At 58.3% G+C, this 19,495-nt stretch carries 20 protein-coding genes; 10 read left to right on the plus strand and 10 right to left on the minus strand.

Annotation, left to right across the window (positions count from 1 at the left end; translation table 11 throughout):
• Nucleotides 1-22 precede the first annotated feature (22 nt).
• Nucleotides 23-682, plus strand: coding sequence for a hypothetical protein (locus ACQE3D_RS01160; protein WP_313729325.1), 660 nt, complete (start codon nucleotides 23-25; stop codon nucleotides 680-682).
• A 58-nt stretch (nucleotides 683-740) separates the two neighbouring features.
• Here ACQE3D_RS01160 and ACQE3D_RS01165 read toward each other — a convergent pair whose 3' ends face one another.
• The 6 genes from ACQE3D_RS01165 to ACQE3D_RS01190 all read right to left on the minus strand — a co-directional run bounded on the left by ACQE3D_RS01165 (nucleotide 741) and on the right by ACQE3D_RS01190 (nucleotide 6,057).
• Entirely contained in the window at nucleotides 741-1,187 is a 447-nt protein-coding gene (locus ACQE3D_RS01165; protein ID WP_313729324.1) for a hypothetical protein, read from the minus strand.
• Nucleotides 1,188-1,419: 232 nt separating this feature from the next.
• The gene (locus ACQE3D_RS01170; RefSeq protein WP_313729323.1) at nucleotides 1,420-1,767 is read right to left on the minus strand and encodes an antibiotic biosynthesis monooxygenase family protein; all 348 of its coding nucleotides are present in this window, start codon (nucleotides 1,765-1,767) and stop codon (nucleotides 1,420-1,422) included.
• Nucleotides 1,768-1,824: 57 nt separating this feature from the next.
• Entirely contained in the window at nucleotides 1,825-3,789 is a 1,965-nt protein-coding gene (locus tag ACQE3D_RS01175) for a serine/threonine protein kinase (protein ID WP_313729322.1), read from the minus strand.
• Between the two features lie 72 nt (nucleotides 3,790-3,861).
• The gene (locus ACQE3D_RS01180; protein WP_168030234.1) at nucleotides 3,862-4,149 is read right to left on the minus strand and encodes a SelT/SelW/SelH family protein; all 288 of its coding nucleotides are present in this window, start codon (nucleotides 4,147-4,149) and stop codon (nucleotides 3,862-3,864) included.
• Nucleotides 4,150-4,155: 6 nt separating this feature from the next.
• Nucleotides 4,156-5,505, minus strand: coding sequence for a UDP-N-acetylmuramate:L-alanyl-gamma-D-glutamyl-meso-diaminopimelate ligase (gene mpl / locus ACQE3D_RS01185; protein WP_313729471.1), 1,350 nt, complete (start codon nucleotides 5,503-5,505; stop codon nucleotides 4,156-4,158).
• Nucleotides 5,506-5,532: 27 nt separating this feature from the next.
• Nucleotides 5,533-6,057, minus strand: coding sequence for an ankyrin repeat domain-containing protein (locus tag ACQE3D_RS01190; protein ID WP_168030230.1), 525 nt, complete (start codon nucleotides 6,055-6,057; stop codon nucleotides 5,533-5,535).
• 72 nt (nucleotides 6,058-6,129) lie between these two features.
• Here ACQE3D_RS01190 and apaG point away from each other — a divergent pair, with 72 nt between their 5' ends.
• The 5 genes from apaG to trpD all read left to right on the plus strand — a co-directional run bounded on the left by apaG (nucleotide 6,130) and on the right by trpD (nucleotide 10,233).
• On the plus strand, nucleotides 6,130-6,507 hold the full coding sequence (gene apaG / locus ACQE3D_RS01195; RefSeq protein WP_064026361.1) for a Co2+/Mg2+ efflux protein ApaG: 378 nt from the start codon (nucleotides 6,130-6,132) through the stop codon (nucleotides 6,505-6,507).
• A complete protein-coding gene (locus ACQE3D_RS01200) occupies nucleotides 6,507-7,334 on the plus strand; it encodes a symmetrical bis(5'-nucleosyl)-tetraphosphatase (protein ID WP_313729321.1) in 828 nt (275 codons plus the stop codon). The genes apaG and ACQE3D_RS01200 overlap by 1 nt, the downstream gene beginning before the upstream one ends.
• Nucleotides 7,335-7,420: 86 nt before the next feature.
• On the plus strand, nucleotides 7,421-7,747 hold the full coding sequence (locus tag ACQE3D_RS01205; RefSeq protein ID WP_168030225.1) for a periplasmic heavy metal sensor: 327 nt from the start codon (nucleotides 7,421-7,423) through the stop codon (nucleotides 7,745-7,747).
• A 68-nt stretch (nucleotides 7,748-7,815) separates the two neighbouring features.
• The gene (locus ACQE3D_RS01210) at nucleotides 7,816-9,120 is read left to right on the plus strand and encodes an NAD(P)/FAD-dependent oxidoreductase (RefSeq protein WP_313729320.1); all 1,305 of its coding nucleotides are present in this window, start codon (nucleotides 7,816-7,818) and stop codon (nucleotides 9,118-9,120) included.
• A 96-nt stretch (nucleotides 9,121-9,216) separates the two neighbouring features.
• Nucleotides 9,217-10,233: an anthranilate phosphoribosyltransferase gene (trpD, locus tag ACQE3D_RS01215; RefSeq protein WP_071160182.1), complete on the plus strand. Its 1,017-nt coding sequence runs from the start codon at nucleotides 9,217-9,219 to the stop codon at nucleotides 10,231-10,233.
• A 110-nt stretch (nucleotides 10,234-10,343) separates the two neighbouring features.
• Here trpD and ACQE3D_RS01220 read toward each other — a convergent pair whose 3' ends face one another.
• Nucleotides 10,344-11,423 carry a choice-of-anchor L domain-containing protein gene (locus tag ACQE3D_RS01220; protein WP_064026352.1) on the minus strand — a complete coding sequence of 360 codons (1,080 nt, stop codon included), beginning with the start codon at nucleotides 11,421-11,423 and terminating at the stop codon, nucleotides 10,344-10,346.
• Nucleotides 11,424-11,947: 524 nt separating this feature from the next.
• Here ACQE3D_RS01220 and ACQE3D_RS01225 point away from each other — a divergent pair.
• From ACQE3D_RS01225 to ACQE3D_RS01240, 4 genes are all read left to right on the plus strand, one after another.
• Nucleotides 11,948-14,059 (plus strand): acyltransferase family protein, encoded by a 2,112-nt coding sequence (locus ACQE3D_RS01225; protein WP_313729319.1) that lies wholly within the window; start codon nucleotides 11,948-11,950, stop codon nucleotides 14,057-14,059.
• A gap of 278 nt (nucleotides 14,060-14,337) precedes the next feature.
• Nucleotides 14,338-14,964, plus strand: a complete 627-nt coding sequence (locus tag ACQE3D_RS01230) for an LON peptidase substrate-binding domain-containing protein (protein WP_313729318.1) — start codon at nucleotides 14,338-14,340, stop codon at nucleotides 14,962-14,964.
• 289 nt (nucleotides 14,965-15,253) lie between these two features.
• A complete protein-coding gene (locus ACQE3D_RS01235) occupies nucleotides 15,254-15,658 on the plus strand; it encodes a FixH family protein (RefSeq protein ID WP_313729317.1) in 405 nt (134 codons plus the stop codon).
• The gene (locus tag ACQE3D_RS01240) at nucleotides 15,655-17,022 is read left to right on the plus strand and encodes a cytochrome-c peroxidase (protein ID WP_313729316.1); all 1,368 of its coding nucleotides are present in this window, start codon (nucleotides 15,655-15,657) and stop codon (nucleotides 17,020-17,022) included. The genes ACQE3D_RS01235 and ACQE3D_RS01240 overlap by 4 nt, the downstream gene beginning before the upstream one ends.
• Nucleotides 17,023-17,253: 231 nt before the next feature.
• On the opposite strand, the gene ACQE3D_RS01245 is transcribed toward ACQE3D_RS01240, so the two are convergent.
• From ACQE3D_RS01245 to ACQE3D_RS01255, 3 genes are all read right to left on the minus strand, one after another.
• Entirely contained in the window at nucleotides 17,254-17,526 is a 273-nt protein-coding gene (locus tag ACQE3D_RS01245; RefSeq protein WP_313729315.1) for a hypothetical protein, read from the minus strand.
• A gap of 120 nt (nucleotides 17,527-17,646) precedes the next feature.
• Nucleotides 17,647-18,156 carry a formaldehyde-activating enzyme gene (fae, locus tag ACQE3D_RS01250; protein WP_071160193.1) on the minus strand — a complete coding sequence of 170 codons (510 nt, stop codon included), beginning with the start codon at nucleotides 18,154-18,156 and terminating at the stop codon, nucleotides 17,647-17,649.
• A 28-nt stretch (nucleotides 18,157-18,184) separates the two neighbouring features.
• Nucleotides 18,185-19,486, minus strand: a complete 1,302-nt coding sequence (locus ACQE3D_RS01255; protein WP_313729314.1) for a c-type cytochrome — start codon at nucleotides 19,484-19,486, stop codon at nucleotides 18,185-18,187.
• Nucleotides 19,487-19,495 lie beyond the last annotated feature (9 nt).

The following is a 19,495-nucleotide window of genomic DNA, read 5'->3' on the forward strand; positions in this document are numbered from 1 at the left end:
ATCAGCAACAGAGGATAGGTGTATGAGAATCAACACAGCGAAACATTGGGTATTCGTCGCGATCATCGCCGCCGCGCAGCCGGCGCAAGCCGTCGCGGTCAGCGACGCGATCGGCGATTATGTCGCCGGATACAACGGCAGTACGGCGGGCGACTTGGATGTGGTGTCGGCGTCGGTCAGTTACGATCAGGCCACCGCGACTTTCCGTTTGGATAGTACGTTCAATGCCGACATCGGTTCGTCGCCGAGCGGTTTTTATATTTGGGGCTTCAATCGCGGCGGCGGTACCGCGCTTTTCGAATCTAACGGTCTGAAGAATATTTTGTTCGATTCGGTCGTGCGCTTGAACAACGACGGCACCGGCTTGGTAACCTTGATCGCGCCGTCGTTCAGCACGACGAACCTCGCTCCGGGCTCGGTGACGATCACCGGTAATCATATGGTTGCCGAGATTGCATCGGGTCTGTTGCCGTCGACCGGTTTCGCGCCGGAAAGTTTTACCTGGAACCTGTGGCCGCGCGACGGCGCGGTTGCCGCCGGCTTCACCCAGATTTCCGATTTTGCCCCGGACACCTTCAACGTTGGCGTACAGGTCGTACCCCTGCCAAACGCGGCTTGGTTGTTCGGTTCGATGCTGGGCTTGATGGGGTTGCGCCGCAACCGCCGCGCGGCTGGACGGTAAATTCGCCGGGCTCTTGGCTCTTGCAATCGGGCCGGAACGGCCCGATTGCAAGGCTTTGCTAGCTGTCGTCCTGAATGATCGAAATCAACAGTTCGTTGAAGGTATGGATTGGGGAACCGGTTCCCACCGTATCCACGACGGTCGCCAACAGGCGGTTCACCGCGCCGAGCAGCTTTTCCAGGATTTTATGGCCGCCGACCAGTTCGATGCCGTAGAGCATGAACTCCTCGGTAAAATGATTGATGACTTTCAGCTTCAAATGCAGCGGACTGCCGAGCAAACCGTGCGTCAACAAGGTGTTGGTGTCGGCGCGTTGAATCGCGTCTTTCAATGCGTAAAAGTGAGGGTCCAGTTCGCGCCACGCCCGTTTGTAATCGTCGCGGAATTTGGGCAAAAAATACTGGTCCGCGCCGATCAAGTCGCCGAGCAGCTTTTGTAAGGTATCGACGAAGTGGAGTAGATTTTTCCTGTCGTCGTCGCTCACGCCGAATTCGAGTTTTTCCATGCCGTATCCAATGCCAGGGGTTCCGCGCGGCGCGCGCCAAGGCGCTGGCCCGCAAAAGTTCACTGCCCGGCGCGGTTTCGGGCGGTTATTGCTTGGATAATAGCAGAAACCTGCCGGCGCGGCGGTTCGCGCTGTGCGACGCCGACGATTTACCGTTAACAGATTCCGCTGACGATCGGCATTTGCGTTCTCGGCCCCGGATGCCGGACCGAACCGCCGTCGCCGCTACGGGTCAGGGCGTGACTTCGTAGTTGGAATACGGTTGCGACTTCAGTCTGTCTTCCAACACGGTCAGCTTCATGATCGGCTCGGCCAGTTCGTAGCAAGTCTCTACGCTGTCCTTCAACATCGCATAGCCTTCCGGATCGGCGACCGGTCGTTGCGACTGCCAGGCCTCGCGCCAAGCCGCTTCGTCCGGCCATTGCGCATAGGCTACCCAACTGCCGTCGGCATCGCGGTGCAACCGCGATCCGAGACTGCCGTACATTTGATAGACGGCGTCGGTCACCTTCAGCCAGCCCTCGCGAAATTTCGCTTCGTATCCCGGTTTCACCCGCCAACGATATACGGCAACAAACATGGCTATTCTCCTATCCAGTGTGTACGCGCCGGCCCGAGGCCGGCCTTCGATAATGTGTTACCAAGCTTCCAGCACCACCACTTTCCATTCCCGGTTCGCCACCGGATTTAGACTGACCCAAGAGGCGATGCGCCGGCCGCTATACGCCGCCGAATTTTCATAATACCCCACCCCGCCCCGTTGCCCGGCAATTTCTTCGGCCAATTGGCGCAGCTCCGGGAGTTGGGCATACCGTTCCTCCCGAAACAGATTTAGCCCGATTTCGTTTGTCTCGGTATCGAACAAAATCAACCCGTCATCCTGGATGATCCAAATGGTTCGGCGGCTGTCTTGCAACTCCGCGTGCAGTAAGCCGCCTAGAAATTCGGCGGCCTTGATACGACCGGAGACGAAGCCGATCGTCGCATTGCCGGCCTTGACCGGCGCGACCAGCGTGACAGCCTGATAACCTTCCGGTGCCGCATGCACCTGGCTCAGCACCGGCTCGCCGCTTTGTAAGGCCATTCGGTTATGTTCCAGCTGCGAAGTGTCGGCGCCGATCGCGTGCCGGTAGCGGGCCGGCGCCACGGCCAGGAGGGTGCCTGGCGCCCGGGTGGCGGCGGCACTTTCCAGACGCGGCAGCTCCGTGGTCAGTTTTTCCAAGCGCGGCGTGGCGCCGACCAGGTCGGCATCGGTCCGAAATTGAGTCGCGGCCTGAACTAAGCCGTTCAGCAAATTTGCGAATTCGCCGCCGATACTATAGGCAATCCGGCTGGCGACGGTTAGATTGGTGTTGGAAATGCGGGTTACGTCGGCCAGCGCCTGCTCGGCGCGTTGAAACTGTTGCTTGGCCTGTTCGCCCTCGGCGACCGCCAGTTTGTGGGCTTGCTTGGCTTCGATACCGAATCTCAATGCCAAGCCGGCGCCGATCACGATAGACGCCATGACCGCAGCTGTTGCCAGCAACAACACCTTGTTGCGGGCAATAAAACGCTTCAGCAGTTCGGCGCGGGTATAGGCGTAGGCATTGACGAGACGCCCGTCGCGAAACGCCCGCAATTCGTCGGCGAACGCGCCGGCATCCTTGAACCGCTTGGCCTTGTCCTTGGCCAACGCGTGATCGCAGATCGCCACCAGTTCGACCGGAGCCGCCAACTTCGGATTCCGCGCGGTCGGCATGGCCTGGTCGGAAGCCAACTCGGCTAGAATCCGGTCCATGCCGCCTTGTAGAGGAGGTCGGCCGTTCAGCAAATAAAATAGCATGCAGCCCAGCGCGAACACGTCAGTGCGGGCATCGATACCGCCGAAACGCGGGTCGGCTTGCTCCGGCGCCATGTAAGCCGGTGTGCCCAAGATGTCGCCGAGCCGGGTCAGGTCTTCGTCGTCATCAGCGTTCGAGCGGCCGGCGCGCGGTAACGGCGCCGCCGCCGACTCCGTCTCGCTTTCGACCTTGGCCAAGCCCCAGTCCAGCACGATGGTCTCGCCAAATTGACCCAGCACCACGTTGCCGGGCTTCAAATCGCGGTGGACCACGCCTTTGGAATGCGCGTAAGCCATCGCCTCGCAAACGTCGATCAGGCGGTCCAATAGGGCCAAACGCTTGGACAGCGCATGTTCGGGCAACGGATCGGCGTTGCACTCCTTCAGCGCCTGGGCCAAGGTGTCGCCGCGTACCAGTCGCATGACGTAGTAAGGCGCGCCGCTGGGCTTAACACCCAAGTCGTAGACCGGCACGATGCCGGGATGCTCCAGCCGGCCGGTGATGCGTGCCTCGCGCAGAAAGCGGGTGCTGAGTTCGCGGTCTTCGTTGGCGGCCTGGTCCAGCATTTCCTTGATCGCGACTTCCCGGCCGATACGCTCGTCGAAACCGAGCAGCACCTGGCCGACGCCGCCGGCACCGACCGCACCGCGCAACGAATAGCCGCCGCCGTAAGCCTCGTCGTTCGCGCGAGTGTCGGGCAACGGACGCGGGTAAGGCCGCGGTTTCAGCACCGTTAAATCGTCTTGCGGGAGAAGGCGGGTCAGGTCGTCGTCGGGCGTCATCGGCTAACCGTGGGAACAAACAGTTGCGCCAAGTATAGGTCGCTATTTGCGGTGGGGCCGGCCGCGCGCGGATTAGGTCGGCGGCGGCTTGCGGTCGGCGTGGCCCAGATCGCGCTCCGGGGCGATTTGATCGCGGACGCGTTGCTTAAGCTCGGTGATGTCCGGGAAGCGACCCTCGGCCTTGCGCGACCAGACCAGTACGCCGTCGGCATAGACCTCGAAAATGCCGCCGGTGCCGGGCTGCAAGGCCAGTTCGGTCAGGTCGCCGTCGAAAGTGCTCAGCAGTTCCTGAGCCATCCAGGCCGCGCGCAGCAGCCAGCGGCATTGGGTGCAATAGCGGATTTCGACACGGTGGCTCATAGCGACTTACAAAATCTCGCGCAAGCGTTGGTAGATGCCGCCGAAACTGCCGTTGCTCATCAACAAGACGTGGCAAACGCCGCCGGCTTCGGCGCGGATGGTTTCGATGATGGCATCCAGGCTGTTGCAAATCTCGATGTTGTTGGCGTATCTCAGCAATTGGCTCAAGTCCCAGCCCAGTCCGTCCGGCTGAAAGATGATGGCCTGGTCAGCCTGGCTCAGCGATTCGGCCAGCGACTGGGTATGTACGCCCAGGCGCATCGTGTTGGAGCGCGGTTCGACGATGGCCAGGATTTTTTCGCTGCCGACCTGTTTGCGTAGGCCGTCCAGCGTGGTTTGGATCGCGGTCGGGTGGTGGGCGAAATCGTCGTAGACGGTGATGCCGGCTTTCTTGACAATGACTTCCATCCGCCGCTTGACGTTCTGGAATTGGGCCAACGCGGCAATCGCGTCGGCCGGCAACACGCCGACATGACGAGCGGCGGCAATCGCCGACAAGGCGTTGTAGACGTTGTGTCGGCCGGTCAGCGGCCATTCGACGACGCCTTGGGCTTGGCCTTCGAAATGCACCGCGAAGCGGCTGCCGTCTTTGCTCAGCAATTCGGCTTGCCACGGCGCCGGGGCGTCGATCGCGGTCAGTTGCACCGGGGTCCAACAGCCCATGTCCAGTACTTCGGAGACATGCTGCTCGCAGTCGGGCGCGATAATCAAGCCTTGGCCGGGGATGGTTCTGACCAAATGGTGGAACTGTTTTTTGATCGCGTCCAGATTTTCGAAGATGTCGGCGTGGTCGTATTCCAGGTTGTTCAGAATCGCGGTGCGCGGCCGGTAGTGGACGAATTTCGAACGCTTGTCGAAAAAGGCGCAGTCGTATTCGTCGGCTTCGATGACGAAGAAATCCGATTCACCCAAGCGCGCCGAAATCCCGAAATTCAACGGTATGCCGCCGATCAGGAAACCCGGTTTGAAACCGTTGAATTCCAGTATCCAGCCGAGCATGCTGGTGGTGGTGGTCTTGCCGTGAGTGCCGGCCACCGCCAACACCCATTTGTGTTGCAGCACGTGTTCGGCCAGCCATTGCGGGCCGGAGATATAGGGCAAGCCCAGATTCAACACGGCTTCCACCTCGGGGTTGCCGCGCGACATCGCGTTGCCGATGACGACCAGATCCGGCTTGACGTCCAGATTTTCGGCCATATAACCGTTCATCAAGCGAATGCCTTGCTGTTCGAGTTGGGTGCTCATCGGCGGATAGACGTTCTGGTCCGAGCCGCTGACGCTGTAGCCGAGTTCGCGGGCGATCAGGGCCAAGCCGCCCATGAAAGTGCCGCAGATGCCGAGGATGTGAATATGCAAAGGTTTGTCGTTGGTCATGTGGCTGGTTTATTTGCCTGCTTCCTTGGGGGTCTCGCCTTCGGGCTTAGCTTCGCCTTCGGGTTTGGCTTCGGTTTCGGATTTGGTTTCTGTGCCTTTGGCGCCTGCCGCTTCCAGCAACTTGACGATGGTCTCGCGGCCCGTCTTCTTGGCTTTGTCGAGGATTTTGACATTCTGGCCGTCGGCGGCATTGACGTTGGCGCCGGCCGCGATCAACACGCCGACCACATCGGCGCTGCCGAACATCACCGCGTCGCCAAGCGCGGTGGCGCCGGTTTTATCGGCGGCATTCACGTCGGCGCCGTAGGCCAAAAGCGCTTTGACCACCCGCAGATTGCCGTTGAAACTGGCCGCCATCAGCGCGGTTCTGTCCTGTTCGATCTTGGCGTTGACATCCTCGCCTTGAGCCAGCAAAGCCTCGACTCGCTCCGGCTTGCCGGCCGCCGCCGCCGCGAACAGCTCCTTGCCGCCCTCGGCGCCGGCGGTAACTGAAATCGTCAGCAGCGCCAGCGCCGCGAATCGGGTCGTGAACATTCGGATTGCTTGCTTGCGTTTGCTTATCAGTTGGGTTGAAATAACCGGCATAACGATTTACATCATCTATCAATGAGCGAAAAAAACAAAGTTTTAGTTGAGGCCCAGCCTTACTACATCGAGGCGCAATCTTCGCCCGAAGACAACCGCTACGTGTTCGCCTATACCGTGACGATTACCAACGTCGGTTCCAGCGCCGCCAAGTTGCTGACCCGGCATTGGCTGATTACCGACGCCAACGGCAAGGTGCAGGAAGTCAACGGCGAAGGCGTGGTCGGCGAACATCCGCATCTGAACCCCGGCGATTCGTTCCGTTACACCAGCGCGGCGATGATCGAAACCCCGGTCGGCGTGATGCAGGGCAAATACCAGATGCAGGCCGACAACGGCGAAAGCTTCAACGCGAACATACCTAAATTTACCTTGTCGATTCCCCGCACTCTGCATTAATGGCGACCTACGCGATAGGCGATATTCAAGGGTGTTACGACGACTTGCGCCGCCTACTGGACCGGGTAGACTTCGATCCGGGTAAGGATACGCTGTGGTTGGCCGGCGATCTGGTGAATCGGGGGCCGAAGTCGCTGGAGACCTTGCGCTTCGTCAGGAGTTTGGGCGACGCGGCAGTCTGCGTGCTTGGCAACCACGATCTGCATCTGATCGCCACCGTGGTGGCGCTGGGCAAGTCCAGCAAGAAAGACACGCTGGGCGCCATTCTGCGAGCCGCCGACTGCGACGAATTGATAGCTTGGCTGCGCCATCGTAAATTATTCCATTACGACGATGATTATTGCATGCTGCATGCCGGTCTGCCGCCGCAGTGGGATTTCGAACTGACCCGGCAAATGGCGCTGGAAACCGAACAGGCCATGCAGAGTCCGGACTACGAGCGCTTCTTTCGGTCCATGTACGGCAACAAGCCGGCGGTCTGGCAGGACGATCTCAGCCACACCGAGAAACTGCGGTTTGCGATCAATTGTTTCAGCCGACTCCGTTATTGCAGCGCCGACGGCGTGTTGGATTTCACGCAAAAAGGTCCGCTCGGCAGCCAGCCCGCGCATTTGCTCCCCTGGTTCGCGGTGCCCGGCCGGCGCAGTCTGGGCATGCGGATCATCTTCGGCCATTGGTCCACTTTGGGGTATTACGAAGGCTACAACTGCTACGGTATCGATACCGGTTGTCTGTGGGGCGGCCAATTGACCGCGCTGGAATTGTCCGACCCGCCGCGCCGCCACCAAGTCGAATGCCAAGCCGCCAGCGATCCGCTGGCCGTATGAAAACCTGAACTTTAGCGGTGTTTGCTTATCCATTTCGACGCCGCCCTGAAGGCGCGCATTCATTCAACCCTCCGAGAGTACATCCGATGATTAAACCGCTACTGATGCTGGCCGCGCTGATTTTGCCGCTGACCGCGACTGCCTACCCCAGCGAAAACGATTACGGTCAACCGACCGACCACAAGCTCGAGCACTTGAGCAAAATGCTGCAACTGACGCCCGAGCAAAAAACCAAGCTGGAAGCCATTTTCACCGAGCAACACGCCAAATTCCGGGCGATACACGAAGAGTCGCACGCCCGCATCAAGGAAGTGCTGACCCCGGAACAGATGCAGAAAATGGACGAGATGCGCAAGGAGCATATGGAAAAACGCCAGGAAAAGCGTGGTGCGCTCAAACCCAGCCAACCTTGATCGGTTCGGTTCCTCGCATGATAGGTCAGCCGCCATGCTAACTCGCATACTTCTGGGCTTGGCGGCCGGTGCCAATAGCCGGCCCTGGACGCTTACGCCGGCACCGGCCGGAACAAGTCTTGGCGGCGAACGGATCGCCGGGCATGGATAGCTCGCCCACCGTCGCCATCGTCGGCGCCGGTCCGGCCGGTTTGATGGCCGCCGAAGTGCTGGCTCAAGCCGGTGCCGCTGTTACCGTTTACGACGCGATGCCGTCGGCCGGGCGCAAATTCCTGATGGCCGGCAAAGGTGGCTTGAACATCACCCATGTCGAAGGTTTTGAAAGTTTTTTATCGCGCTACGGTGCACGGAGCCACGCTCTGGCCGGGTTTATACACGATTTCTCGCCGGAGATTTTGCGCCATTGGGCGGCCGAATTAGGCATTGCGACTTTCGTCGGCAGTTCTGGCCGGGTGTTTCCCAACGAAATGAAAGCGGCGCCGCTACTGCGCGCCTGGCTGCATCGGCTGCGCGGCAGCGGTGTCAAATTCCGGATGCGTCATCGCTGGCTGGGTTGGACCGACCAGCGGCTGCGCTTTGCGAGTCCGGACGGCGAAAAACTGATCGAAACCGATGCACTGGTATTGGCCTTGGGCGGTGCCAGTTGGCCGCAGTTGGGTTCCGACGGCGCCTGGACTCAGCCCCTGGCCGAGCGCGGCGTGACCATCTCGCCGTGGCAACCCGCCAACTGCGGCTTCGAAACCGGTTGGAGCGATTATTTCCGCGAACGCTTTGCCGGCGAGCCGCTGAAGTCGGTGGCCTTGACGTTTGTCGGAAACGACGGCCTGGAATGCCGGCGGCTTGGCGAAATGACGATCGCGGATTACGGTTTGGAAGGCGGCTTGATCTATACGTTGTCTGCGCCGATTCGCCAGCAGATCGCCGCCAACGCCGCCGCCGTCGTCCATTTGGATTTACTGCCCGGCTTAACGGTCGAGGAAGCCGGCCAGCGTGCCGGGCAAGCGCGCGGCAAAATGAGTTTGAGCAATCATCTGCGCAAACGCTTGGGTCTCGGCGGCGTAAAAATGGCGCTGCTCCGCGAAGTCTTGAGCGCCGCCGAAATCAACGACCCGCACCGCCTCGCTATCGCGGCAAAAGCCCTGCCTATCCGCCTGAGCGTGGCCCGACCGCTGGCCGAGGCGATCAGCAGCGCCGGCGGCATAGACTTTGCCGAACTTGACCAAGGCTTGATGCTGCGGCGTTTGCCGGGGGTGTTCGCGGCCGGCGAAATGTTGGACTGGGAGGCGCCGACCGGCGGCTATCTGCTGACCGCTTGCCTGGCGACCGGCCGCGCCGCCGGGCTGGGCGCGGCTACCTGGCTGCAAGCACGTTGACATTTGCGGCGCGTCGCGGTTTGTTATCATAACCGTCTACCTTAACCGGCCGCCCGGGACTGCCGTTCCGAAGCGCCCCAACCCACGACGCTTGCCATGCAAATTCAGGCCACGCTGCAAAAACTGCTGGATAAACACGACCTCGACGGCGAGGAAATGCGCGCGGCGATGCGCGCGATGATGAACGGCAAGTTGACCGACGCCCAAATCGCCGGTTTTTTGATCGCGTTGCGTTGCAAAGGTGAAACCATAGACGAAATTGCCGCGGCGGTCGGCGTGCTGCGGGAGTTGGTGCACAAGGTGCCGGTGACGGGCAAACACGTCATCGATACCTGCGGCACCGGCGGCGACGGCGCCAATACCTTCAACATCTCTACGACGGCGGCTTTCGTGGTCGCGGCGGCCGGCGGTAAGGTCGCCAAACATGGTAACCGTTCGGTGTCCAGCTGCTGCGGTAGCGCCGATTTGTTGGAAGCCGCCGGCGTCAATCTGGACCTGCCGGCCGAGCAAGTCGGCCAATGCGTCGAAGACATCGGCGTCGGCTTCCTGTTTGCCGCGAAGCACCATAGCGCGGTGCGCCACACGGTCGGGCCGCGCAAGGAAATGGGCGTGCGCACGCTGTTCAACCTGATCGGTCCGTTGTCGAATCCGGCCAATGCGCCGCACCAGCTGATCGGTGTATTCGACAAACAATGGCTGGTGCCGGTGGCCGAGGTATTGAAACGCCTGGGCAGCCGCCACGTGCTGGTCGTGCATGCCCACGACGGCCTGGATGAAATCAGTATCGCCGCGCCGACTGACGTCGCCGAACTGCACAACGGCGCGATCGGCACTTACACAATTACCCCTGAATATTTCGGCCTGCGCCGCGCACCGCTCGACAGTCTGGCCATCACCTGTGCCGAGGACAGCCTGACCATCGTCAAGGCCGTGCTGAATAATCGTCCCGGCCCGGCGCTGGACATCGTCGCGCTGAACGCAGGCGCCGCGATTTACGCCGCCGACCTGACCGACTCGCTGGAAGCCGGCGTCCGCCGGGCCTATGCGGTGCTGGCGGACGGTAGCGCGTTAGCCAAGTTCGAGGCCTTGGTAGGGTATTCCAAAGTCGGTTAAAGCATTGATTTTTTTCTAATCATTCGAGTAGCCACTCGGCGAGCGGCTGTTAGCTTGAAAGAGGGATTGAATCCGGGCCGTTTGGTTCGCCGGCCACGCTCAAGCCTTCCCTAGCGTCTACGTCGCAATCCGCCCACCAGCGCTAATCCCGATACGAACAACCCCAACGATGCCGGCAGCGGCACGGCGGTCGGCACGTTGGCTTGGAATACGCCGGGCACCGTGGCGGAGCGCAGGCCGGATAGGAACACCGCGCTATCCCAAAGCGGATCGTTGGAATCGGCAATGACGGCTTCCAGACTATGATTGGCCAGGGCTGGGTTCAGTAAGGCATTGACGGTCAAAACCGCCGTATAACCGTCGAACTCGAACGGAACCGAGCTGGCGCCGGCGTTGGGCGTCAGAAAGCCGTTGTCGTTTTGTACGGTGTCGGTGCACGGATAAACGCCATTGCTGCTGCAATTGTCCAGCACCACGAAGTTCGAGGCATCGAAGTGTGCGTAATTGACGCCGTCCACGACCAACGCAAAGCCGTCGCGGAAAATGCCGGTCCATTCCGGGTATTCCTCGGAGGCAAACACGAACTGGGTCGTGATGCCGTTGGCGCTCGACGCTGACGGATCCAGGGTAAAGTCGAACTTCAGCGAATTGGCGTCGTAGGTCATTTGCTTGCTGAGCTTGGAAACTTCGTAGCTCGCGCCGGTTCCGGTCACGCCGGTTGCCCCGCTGGACGTGTTGGAATGGGCAAAGTTAGCCATGCCGGTGGTCAGGACGATGCCGTCGGCGTTCACCACGCTGCTGAATTCGCTGGCGGCATAGACCCGCGCCTGGTCGCCCTTGCCGATGTAACTCACGTTTTGCGCGACGATGCCGCTGTTGGGCACCCGCCAGGCATTCAACAATTGATTGCCGGTCACGGTATCAAGCGGAGTCTGCACCGGCGGCGGAGTGACTTTTATCGTCTCCAGTTCGGTTTCGGTGATTTCCGGTGTGTCGGCATCGTTTTGCTTTTCCGCGCCGTATTGCAGCACGTAAAGGTCCGAAGCGGAGGGATTGTCGTCCACGGTGCCGCTGTTACCTCCGCCTCCGTTCCCGCCATTTCCACCACCGCCGTTACCGCCGCCGGCAGCCCAGGTTGCGTTCGTAGCCGCCAGTAAAACCATTAGTACAGCCAAATTCACGATTTTCATATTCGATCTTTCTTTTTCAGGGTTAAAGGTCATTCGTTTCCCAGCTCGGCGATCCGATCGGGGCCGGTTAGATTGGAAATCCCTTCCGCGCCGTTCGGTCTCGCTAACATGTGTTAATGCGAACTGGCGCGTAAGAAGTTCAATCGGATAAATTTTCGGTGCGAAATGAGGTTAAGAATTGGGCTGCGCGATAACGACGCAGTTTGAAAGGCCGAAGCCCGCGTAAGTCGTAACGGACGCGGGCAATACCGGGTTCACGCGCCGACGTGAGGTATCAACCGGTTTCGATAGCCGCGACTGTCCTAAATCCAAGGCTTATCGGGGCCGGGGCGGCCGATTGACGACGGCGCCGTGAAGCAATATGATCGCCGCCAGAGTTGTCATTCTGTTGTCTTGATTCCGGGCGAACCGCGATGGCGCCAGATTCAGCGACTCGCCACACATGCGTTCTGCTTTACTCCATCAGTCACCTATAGTGCGGGCAAGAAGTCGAACTTATGCCACTTTAGCGTGCCGGGAGCTTCATGACCTTTACCCAGTCCCACGTTTTAAACCCTAGTCTGTCTCATCCGAAATATCGCCCCGATATCGATGGCTTGCGAGCCATCGCCGTGCTGTCGGTCGTTGCGTTCCATGCCTTTCCGAACGGTTTAAAAGGCGGCTTCATCGGCGTCGATATCTTTTTTGTGATTTCCGGCTATTTAATTTCCACGATCGTTTTTCAGAACCTGGAAAAGGGTACGTTCAGTTTCAGCGAGTTTTACATTCGCCGGATCAAACGTATTTTTCCGGCGTTGATTCTGGTATTGGCGGCAAGCTTTACGTTCGGCTGGTTCGCGCTGTTTGCCGACGAGTACAAACAGTTGGGCAAGCATATCGCCGCCGGTGCCGGCTTCGTGTCGAATCTGGTGTTGTGGAATGAGGCCGGTTATTTCGACAGCTCCGCCGAAACCAAGCCCTTGCTGCATTTGTGGAGCTTAGGTATCGAGGAACAGTTTTATATTGTCTGGCCGTTGTTGCTGTGGCTGGCGTGGCGGAAAAATTTCAATTTGTTTACGGTGACGGCGATCGTCGCCATTGCCTCGTTTTATTTGAATGTTCGCGGCGTATTGAACGATTCGGTCGCCACGTTTTACTCGCCGCAAACTCGGTTTTGGGAACTGCAGTGCGGCAGTTTGTTGGCGTGGATGGCCTTGTACCGCAAGCACGCCTTCGCATCGGTTCGACACAGGCTGGACGGTTGGCTGGTGGCCGTCGTCTATCGGGAGGGCCAGCCGGTGGATGGCAGAACCCTGGCGAACGTGTTGTCTTTCCTCGGTATCGCGCTGTTGATTTACGGGTTCAGCGTCATCGACAAGGACTCCGACTTTCCCGGCAAATGGGCGATATTGCCGATGCTCGGCGCGGTATTGATCATTTCGGCCGGACCGAATGCTTGGGTCAATCGGAAGTTGTTATCCAACCGGCTAGCGGTTTGGGTCGGTCTCATCAGCTTTCCGCTATACCTGTGGCATTGGCCGCTGCTGTCCTTCGCTCACATCATTCAAACCGACGAGCCCAGTGCCAATATCCGAATCGCCGCGGTGCTGTTGACGGTGGTGTTGGCGTGGTTGACGTATGCCTTGGTCGAGAAACCGATACGCTTGGGTAAGCACAGCGGCGCCAAGACCTTGACCTTATTGCTGCTGATGCTGGGTATCGGAAACGTCGGCTACCAGTTATATCTGAAAAACGGCCTGGAGTTTCGGGATGCCGACGCGCTCAGTAAAACCCAGATGTTCGCCGATGTGAACGGTACCGTGCTGTTCAATACGCCGGAAGATTGGGTAGACGATCGATGCCGCGCCGAATTGGGAGCCAGTTACAATTACTTGATCTGTCGATTTACCAGCGCCACGCCGAAAACCTTGGTGGTAGGCGACAGCCACGCCGCGCAGTTTGTCTACGATTCCATTTCTCATGGCGCCGACGATCTGGCGCTGGTGGCGGTGAACGGCTGTCTGCCGTTTATCGATTTGGTTACGATCAATCCGACCGAGCAGTACGAGGAAAAGTCGACGCGTTGCAAGGTCATCATGCCCATCGTGCTGAAACTGTTGCGGGATTTTCCGTCGATACAGCGGATTGCGTTTGCTACCCGAGGCGCGATGTATATCGAAGGCTCCGGTTACGGCAATACCGAAACCAAAAATGTTTATCGGATTATCAACGGTCCCGACGATGTATTGGTGGAAAATTATCACAAGTTTATCGACGGTTATTTGGATTCGATTAATCCGATCCTAAAACTCGGAAAAGAAGTGGTGTTTATCGAAGACGTGCCGGAAATTGGCGTCAAGGCCAAAAATTGCGTTGACGAGCGGCCGTTTCATATCAGCTCGAAAGATCGCCCGGAATGCAGCGTATCCAGAACGTCGTTCGACAAACGTAATGCCAATTATCGGAAGGCGGTGGATTCCATCGTTAACTCAACCCAGCATCAGGTTAAGGTATTCTCGGCCTATCAATATTTGTGCAACGATATTTCTTGCGGCGGCATGCACGAGGATATGTCTTACTTTTACGACGACGATCATCTTTCGATGCGCGGCAGCCATTTTATTTTTGGAAAGTTCGCCGAATGGCTGGACCGGTAAACCGGCCAAGCATTCCGAAGTTCGAGTCCGCTTCCGGGCATGCCGGCGCCGAAGGCGTATTGTGCTGTCTGAGAAGTCCTCTAATCCACTTGTAAACCGCGACTGATTCCGTTCAGTTGTGTGGAATGGGATATTTGGGACGCGCGGAAGATTAACGTAATCAATTCAAGGGCGACGATCACCTTAGTTTTATCAAAATCGCTAAAAATAGTTTTCGCTATTTTTAATGGCTTAGCACACGAACTGAATAGCGATAACCAACCATTAGGATTGATAACATGCAATCACTGCAAACCGGCGACCAAGCCCTATTTCCCCTGAATATCCCCTTATTCCCAAAATGCACTTTACAACTGCAAATATTCGAACAGCGCTATATCAAGATGATATCTGCTTGTTTACGAAGTGGATCGAGTTTTACCGTATGCTTGCTGCGCGAGGGTTTTGAAAAACAGGAAGTGCTTGTTAATGCCGATTCACCCGCAAAGAACGAGTCAATTTTTTATTCAATCGGTACCAGCGCTAAAATCATCGACTTTGGCCAAATGCCCAATGGCTTGCTGTCTATCTCTTTACGGGGCGAGCAACGCCAAAGTCTGGATGAAATTCATCAACAAGCCGATGGACTGTGGCTTGCCAAAACGGGCAATTTAGAGGAAGTAAACGTTTGCAACGGGGAAGTTCTACCTATTTGGGCGGCCGTTTTGAAAAGTTTGATCCAAAGTGGCGTTGTCAGCTGTTCCGAGGTGGAACTTTACGACCACCCGGAACTAGCGATGAATTATTTTGCCATGTACGCACCTCTGCCATCGCATTTGAAGCAATCTTTATTGGAAATAGATGACTTACAAATTCGCTGGCAACGTTTGCAAGAATTTACCGCGCAAAGCTTAATTAAGGTTTAGATGTAATGATTTAGCCTGGATAACACGTGGCCTTAATCCAAGTTTCGCCTTTTAAAACGAGAGAGTGAGGGGAATATATTTAAATAATCCGCTATCCCTCATTTTCAAAGAGGGGGCAGATCGCTGAGCAGTGACAAAATCCGTTTGATTGCAAGCTGGCACGGAAATTTCTAAGTAGTCCGGACACTCGCGGAAACCGCCGGATCGAGCGCGTTGGACGAGTGCCATTGTTTAGAAATCGAACATAGACATTGTTCATCTGCCTGCAATTCGAACACTTGCGCCACTAATGGATAACTTGAGATACCTGCGTATCGCGTTGGGCATGGTCTTGGCCCTAAGCATTTCCCCCTCTTCGGCGACCGACGCCCACATCAGCGACAAAGGCCTGTACCGGGTGAGTTGGCAAAGCTTGGCCCCGGAACTGACAACCGATTTGATACACGAGTGGCTATTGCATGTGGAGACCGCTGACCGACGTCCGGCGGATAACCTGATCATCTCCGTTTCCGCCCACATGCCGGGACATGCGCACGGCCTGCCGACTCAACCCAGGGCGACTGCGTACCTCGGCAACGGCGACTACCGAATCGCCGGCATGAAATTTCAAATGAGCGGCGTTTGGTGGGTACGCTTCGATTTTTGGCGTAAGAACCGGCGCGACTGGGTGATCTTCGAGGTCCCGGTCAAATGAGCGCCCCGTTCAAACCCGAGCTCGCCCCAGCGATCGGCCGGGACGATAAGCCCGGTGCCGTAGACATTCCTAGAAACGAACCGCTTACCCGGCAACGGCAGACTTGTTCGGCCAAGCGCTTGGCGGGCGGTTGGACTCTGCTCCTGGTGTTGAGCGCGACCAATGCTGGGGCGATCGATTCCGGACTATGGTCCGATAGCGAACTGACCACGCTGCGCTCGCTAGCGCTGTCCAGTCTGCCGCCGTTGCCGGCCGATCCGTCCAACCGCTTCGCCGACGACCCGGCGGCCGCGGTGTTGGGGCGGCGCTGGTTTTTCGACCAAGGGCTCAGTTCGAACGGCAAAGTCGCTTGCGCCAGTTGTCACGATCCGGACCGGGATTTCCAGGACGGGCGAGACCTGGCGAAAGGCGTCGGCCGAACCAACCGTCGCGCGATGCCGCTAGCGGGCATGGCTTACAGCCCGTGGCTGTTTTGGGACGGTCGCAAGGACAGCCAATGGGCGCAGGCGCTCGGTCCGCTGGAAAACCCCAACGAACACAATCTGACCCGCGGCGGTTGCGCCAAATGGGTGTTGGCGCATTACCGGTCCGAATATCGCGCTGTGTTCGGAGAGCCGCCCGATCTGTCGGCGCTGCCGGATAACGCCGGTCCGCTGGGCGACAAGCGAGCTCGGCGTGCTTGGATCGGGCTTGACGATTCGGCGCGCGACGCAGTCAATCGGGTTTTTGCTAATGTCGGCAAAGCCATCGCGGCTTTCGAGCGGCGCATCGCGTGGAACGAAAGCCGGTTCGACGCCTATGTGCGGGCCTTGGGGGAACAGGCTCCGGCCACGCCGGAAAACTCGTTGAGCTCGGAAGAGATCGCCGGACTGAAACTGTTCATCGGCAAGGCCCATTGTGCCGAATGTCATCGCGGGCCATTGTTCACCGATTTGGATTTTCACAATACCGGCGTGCCGGCCCGCCCCGGTTTGCCCAAGGATTTGGGGCGCCTGGCCGGCGCGGAACAGGTCGTCGCCGACGAATTCAATTGCCTCGGCGGTTACAGCGATGCCAGTCCGGAACAATGCCGGGAGTTGAACTTCATCAACAAGGGTGAGCGACGCCTGTTGCGGGCCTATAAGCCGCCCAGTTTGCGCAACGTCGCGCAGCGTCCGCCCTATATGCATGCCGGACAATTCGCCAGCCTGGAAGCGGTGATCGGCCACTATAACCGGGCGCCCGCCGCCCCGGCGGGGCGCAGCGAAATCAAACGCTTGCATCTGAAGCCTGCCGAAATACGCCAACTGGCCGCCTTTCTGAACACGCTGAGCGGCACCATCGATAGCCCGGCCGACGCGCGACCGCCTGAGTCGTCTCGATAGCCTGTCAGCGCTCGAAGAGGCTTGCCTTGAACTGGCACGCCCGCAATCAAGCGCGTCGTGGAAACCGAACCGATTCCGTTCAGGAGTGCCCGTGGGCTTAGGCTGGCGGTTTACACGGACGTGCAAAATCCCGTGCCCGCCGACAAGCCGGCGGACGCATCTATTCGGGAAGAGGACCGAAGGCGCCGGCGGCTTTGGGTAAAACCCCGCGCCCCGCGCTATGGTCTCGCTTTAATTACGCTTGGGACAGTTTTCGCAACGCGTTTCCCAGCCGGTTTGCAAGGCCAGATCCATTTTGGCTTCCAGTCGCGCCAAATGCCGGTTCAGCGCGCGAATTTCCTGATGCAGGGATTGGTTGTTTTCGTGTATGTGCTGGAAGTGGGTCTGAAAATATTTTGGCAGCGGAAACAGCTCGATAAAATCGGATTCCGGTTTGGCTTGCCGTTTGTTTTTCTTGGCTGCCTGAATATTTTGGGATTGCGATACTGTCGTCAATTGCGTCATTGGATAACTCCTTTTCAGTCAATGCGTTCGCCTCGGCGAACGCTGGATAAATCCATCCGGGATCTCTCGGGTGTGCATCCTTGCCCGTTGTCGGTGCCAGGCTCGCCGGCGCCGGCAAACTCATTTCGCGGCGAAGGGGTGCTTGGCACCGGCCTTGGCCGCAATCACTTCGGCCGCGCCGGGTCGGTGGGAAACCGCCCGTTCGATAGCCAATTTGGTTGCTTGGTAGTTGTAGCGTTCGATTTTGTTGTCGTCCTCGGCTGCCCAATGGATGAACACGCCGACCGAGATGAACAAATCGTCGGCCTGCTCGAGTGGGATCGTGCCGTTTTCAACCGAATCGGCCACGGCCATTGCCACGCCGCGCTGGGCCGGGCCGAACATTTGCACGGCCTGCCTGGCGCCCTTGATCGTGACTTTGTTGAACAGAATCGTGGCCGGCTTGACCATCAAATTCGGCGCGACGACGGCCAACAGCGTCGAAAAGCCCTCTTTGTTGTTGGTCAATGCCAGTGCGAACGCGGTTTCGGCGGCGGAGCCACGCGGCCCCAGGATCAGGTCGATATGAGCAATCTCGTTGCCGTCGCCGACTAAGGCTTCCCCGACGCAAAGATGAGTGATTTTCGTCATGACGGTTTGTCTCGTGAGAGGTTAAAGCTTAGCGCAACATGTAGTCGGCGATGGCCTGCAGTTCGGTTTCGCTCAGATGCGGAAAACCGGGCATTTGCATGCTGTTCTCGCGCTTCTTGCCGGGATTTTGGGTCCAGCGGATCAGGCCCTTGGCGTCGCCGGCGTAAATTCGGCGGATTTCCCCCATGTCCGGGCCGACCGTCGGCAGATTAATATGGTGGCAAGCCGCGCAATTGCGCTGAAACGCTTGTTCGCCGAGATCGACCGGTTCGCTTTGTTGCGCCAATGCGGCCGATTCCGCCTCTTGCCTGGCGTCGGCCGCCGCAGCCAGATAGTTGGCGGTTTTCTGGGCGATCGCGAGTTTATGGTCTTTCAACGCGTGTTCTCGATACTGGTGGCGGGCCACGGCCATTGCCAAAATCGTGCAGGCGAACAGAACTATGATTCTGCTGAAATGCCTGTCCAGCGAGTTGTCTGGGTTCACCAGATTGCCCCACATCCAGTACAGCGCCGGAACACCGAAACCGCCACCGGCGAACAGCAGCAGCGTCACGCCCCAGCTCATGCCCTGGGCCGGAAGACTGACGAAGACCACCAACCCGGACAATATCTGAAAGATGGTCGCGCCAAACGCAAAGGCGTAGAAAAAGCGGCGTACCGATTGCAGCAACGGTTGGCTGAGTTTGACCTTGGCTTGAAATGCCGGTCGGCCGCTCCACCACGCGAAAAACAGCGCGCTGAATAAAATCGCCGCCGAAACGAAGTGCAAGTAACGCTGCAACACGTTCGGCAACAACACTGCCGAGAAAAAGCCTTTCACCTCCGGCCAATATTCCGGAAACAACATCAGATTGACGTTGGTCATGTAGATCAGCGGAATAAACAGGAACAGTGCCGATTCCAGCGCGGCGATGCCGATATGCAGTTCCGGAATGTTGACGAAGCGATCCCACCAAAACTTATGCGCGTAGGCCAGCAGAAAGGCGACCGCCACCAGTGGGATTACGGCCATCCAGGCGCCACCGATCAAGGCGCTGGACGCGTAAAACTGCGGCGCGTACAGCGTGTTGATGATCAACAGCGGAGCGACGCCCATCACCACCGCCAGACTTTTGTTGACGGTGACCGCCTGGGCGATTTTATAGGCCAATCGCTCGTATTCGATCTGCTTCAGCCCCTTGATCTGGCAGAACAGGCTGAACAGCGATCCACCCAGCATCATGTGCACGAACACAATATGCACGATGAACGAGACGATCAACAAGACTTCGAGCAATCCCTCCGGCGCCGGCAGCGGAAGCGGGATGTCGCGAGGTACTGGAACATTCATGTCGGGTTT

The organism is Methylomonas sp. MS20 (assembly GCF_050275925.1).
Lineage (GTDB): Bacteria > Pseudomonadota > Gammaproteobacteria > Methylococcales > Methylomonadaceae > Methylomonas > Methylomonas koyamae_A.

Bases quoted from the DNA above. Each gene is read 5' to 3' on its own strand.
- ACQE3D_RS01160 (WP_313729325.1), top strand. From the start codon at position 23: ATGAGAATCAACACAGCGAAACATTGGGTATTCGTCGCGATCATCGCC.
- ACQE3D_RS01165 (WP_313729324.1), bottom strand. From the start codon at position 1,187: ATGGAAAAACTCGAATTCGGCGTGAGCGACGACGACAGGAAAAATCTA.
- ACQE3D_RS01170 (WP_313729323.1), bottom strand. From the start codon at position 1,767: ATGTTTGTTGCCGTATATCGTTGGCGGGTGAAACCGGGATACGAAGCG.
- ACQE3D_RS01175 (WP_313729322.1), bottom strand. From the start codon at position 3,789: ATGACGCCCGACGACGACCTGACCCGCCTTCTCCCGCAAGACGATTTA.
- ACQE3D_RS01180 (WP_168030234.1), bottom strand. From the start codon at position 4,149: ATGAGCCACCGTGTCGAAATCCGCTATTGCACCCAATGCCGCTGGCTG.
- ACQE3D_RS01190 (WP_168030230.1), bottom strand. From the start codon at position 6,057: ATGTTCACGACCCGATTCGCGGCGCTGGCGCTGCTGACGATTTCAGTT.
- apaG (WP_064026361.1), top strand. From the start codon at position 6,130: ATGAGCGAAAAAAACAAAGTTTTAGTTGAGGCCCAGCCTTACTACATC.
- ACQE3D_RS01200 (WP_313729321.1), top strand. From the start codon at position 6,507: ATGGCGACCTACGCGATAGGCGATATTCAAGGGTGTTACGACGACTTG.
- ACQE3D_RS01205 (WP_168030225.1), top strand. From the start codon at position 7,421: ATGATTAAACCGCTACTGATGCTGGCCGCGCTGATTTTGCCGCTGACC.
- trpD (WP_071160182.1), top strand. From the start codon at position 9,217: ATGCAAATTCAGGCCACGCTGCAAAAACTGCTGGATAAACACGACCTC.
- ACQE3D_RS01220 (WP_064026352.1), bottom strand. From the start codon at position 11,423: ATGAAAATCGTGAATTTGGCTGTACTAATGGTTTTACTGGCGGCTACG.
- ACQE3D_RS01225 (WP_313729319.1), top strand. From the start codon at position 11,948: ATGACCTTTACCCAGTCCCACGTTTTAAACCCTAGTCTGTCTCATCCG.
- ACQE3D_RS01230 (WP_313729318.1), top strand. From the start codon at position 14,338: ATGCAATCACTGCAAACCGGCGACCAAGCCCTATTTCCCCTGAATATC.
- ACQE3D_RS01235 (WP_313729317.1), top strand. From the start codon at position 15,254: ATGGATAACTTGAGATACCTGCGTATCGCGTTGGGCATGGTCTTGGCC.
- ACQE3D_RS01240 (WP_313729316.1), top strand. From the start codon at position 15,655: ATGAGCGCCCCGTTCAAACCCGAGCTCGCCCCAGCGATCGGCCGGGAC.
- ACQE3D_RS01245 (WP_313729315.1), bottom strand. From the start codon at position 17,526: ATGACGCAATTGACGACAGTATCGCAATCCCAAAATATTCAGGCAGCC.
- fae (WP_071160193.1), bottom strand. From the start codon at position 18,156: ATGACGAAAATCACTCATCTTTGCGTCGGGGAAGCCTTAGTCGGCGAC.
- ACQE3D_RS01255 (WP_313729314.1), bottom strand. From the start codon at position 19,486: ATGAATGTTCCAGTACCTCGCGACATCCCGCTTCCGCTGCCGGCGCCG.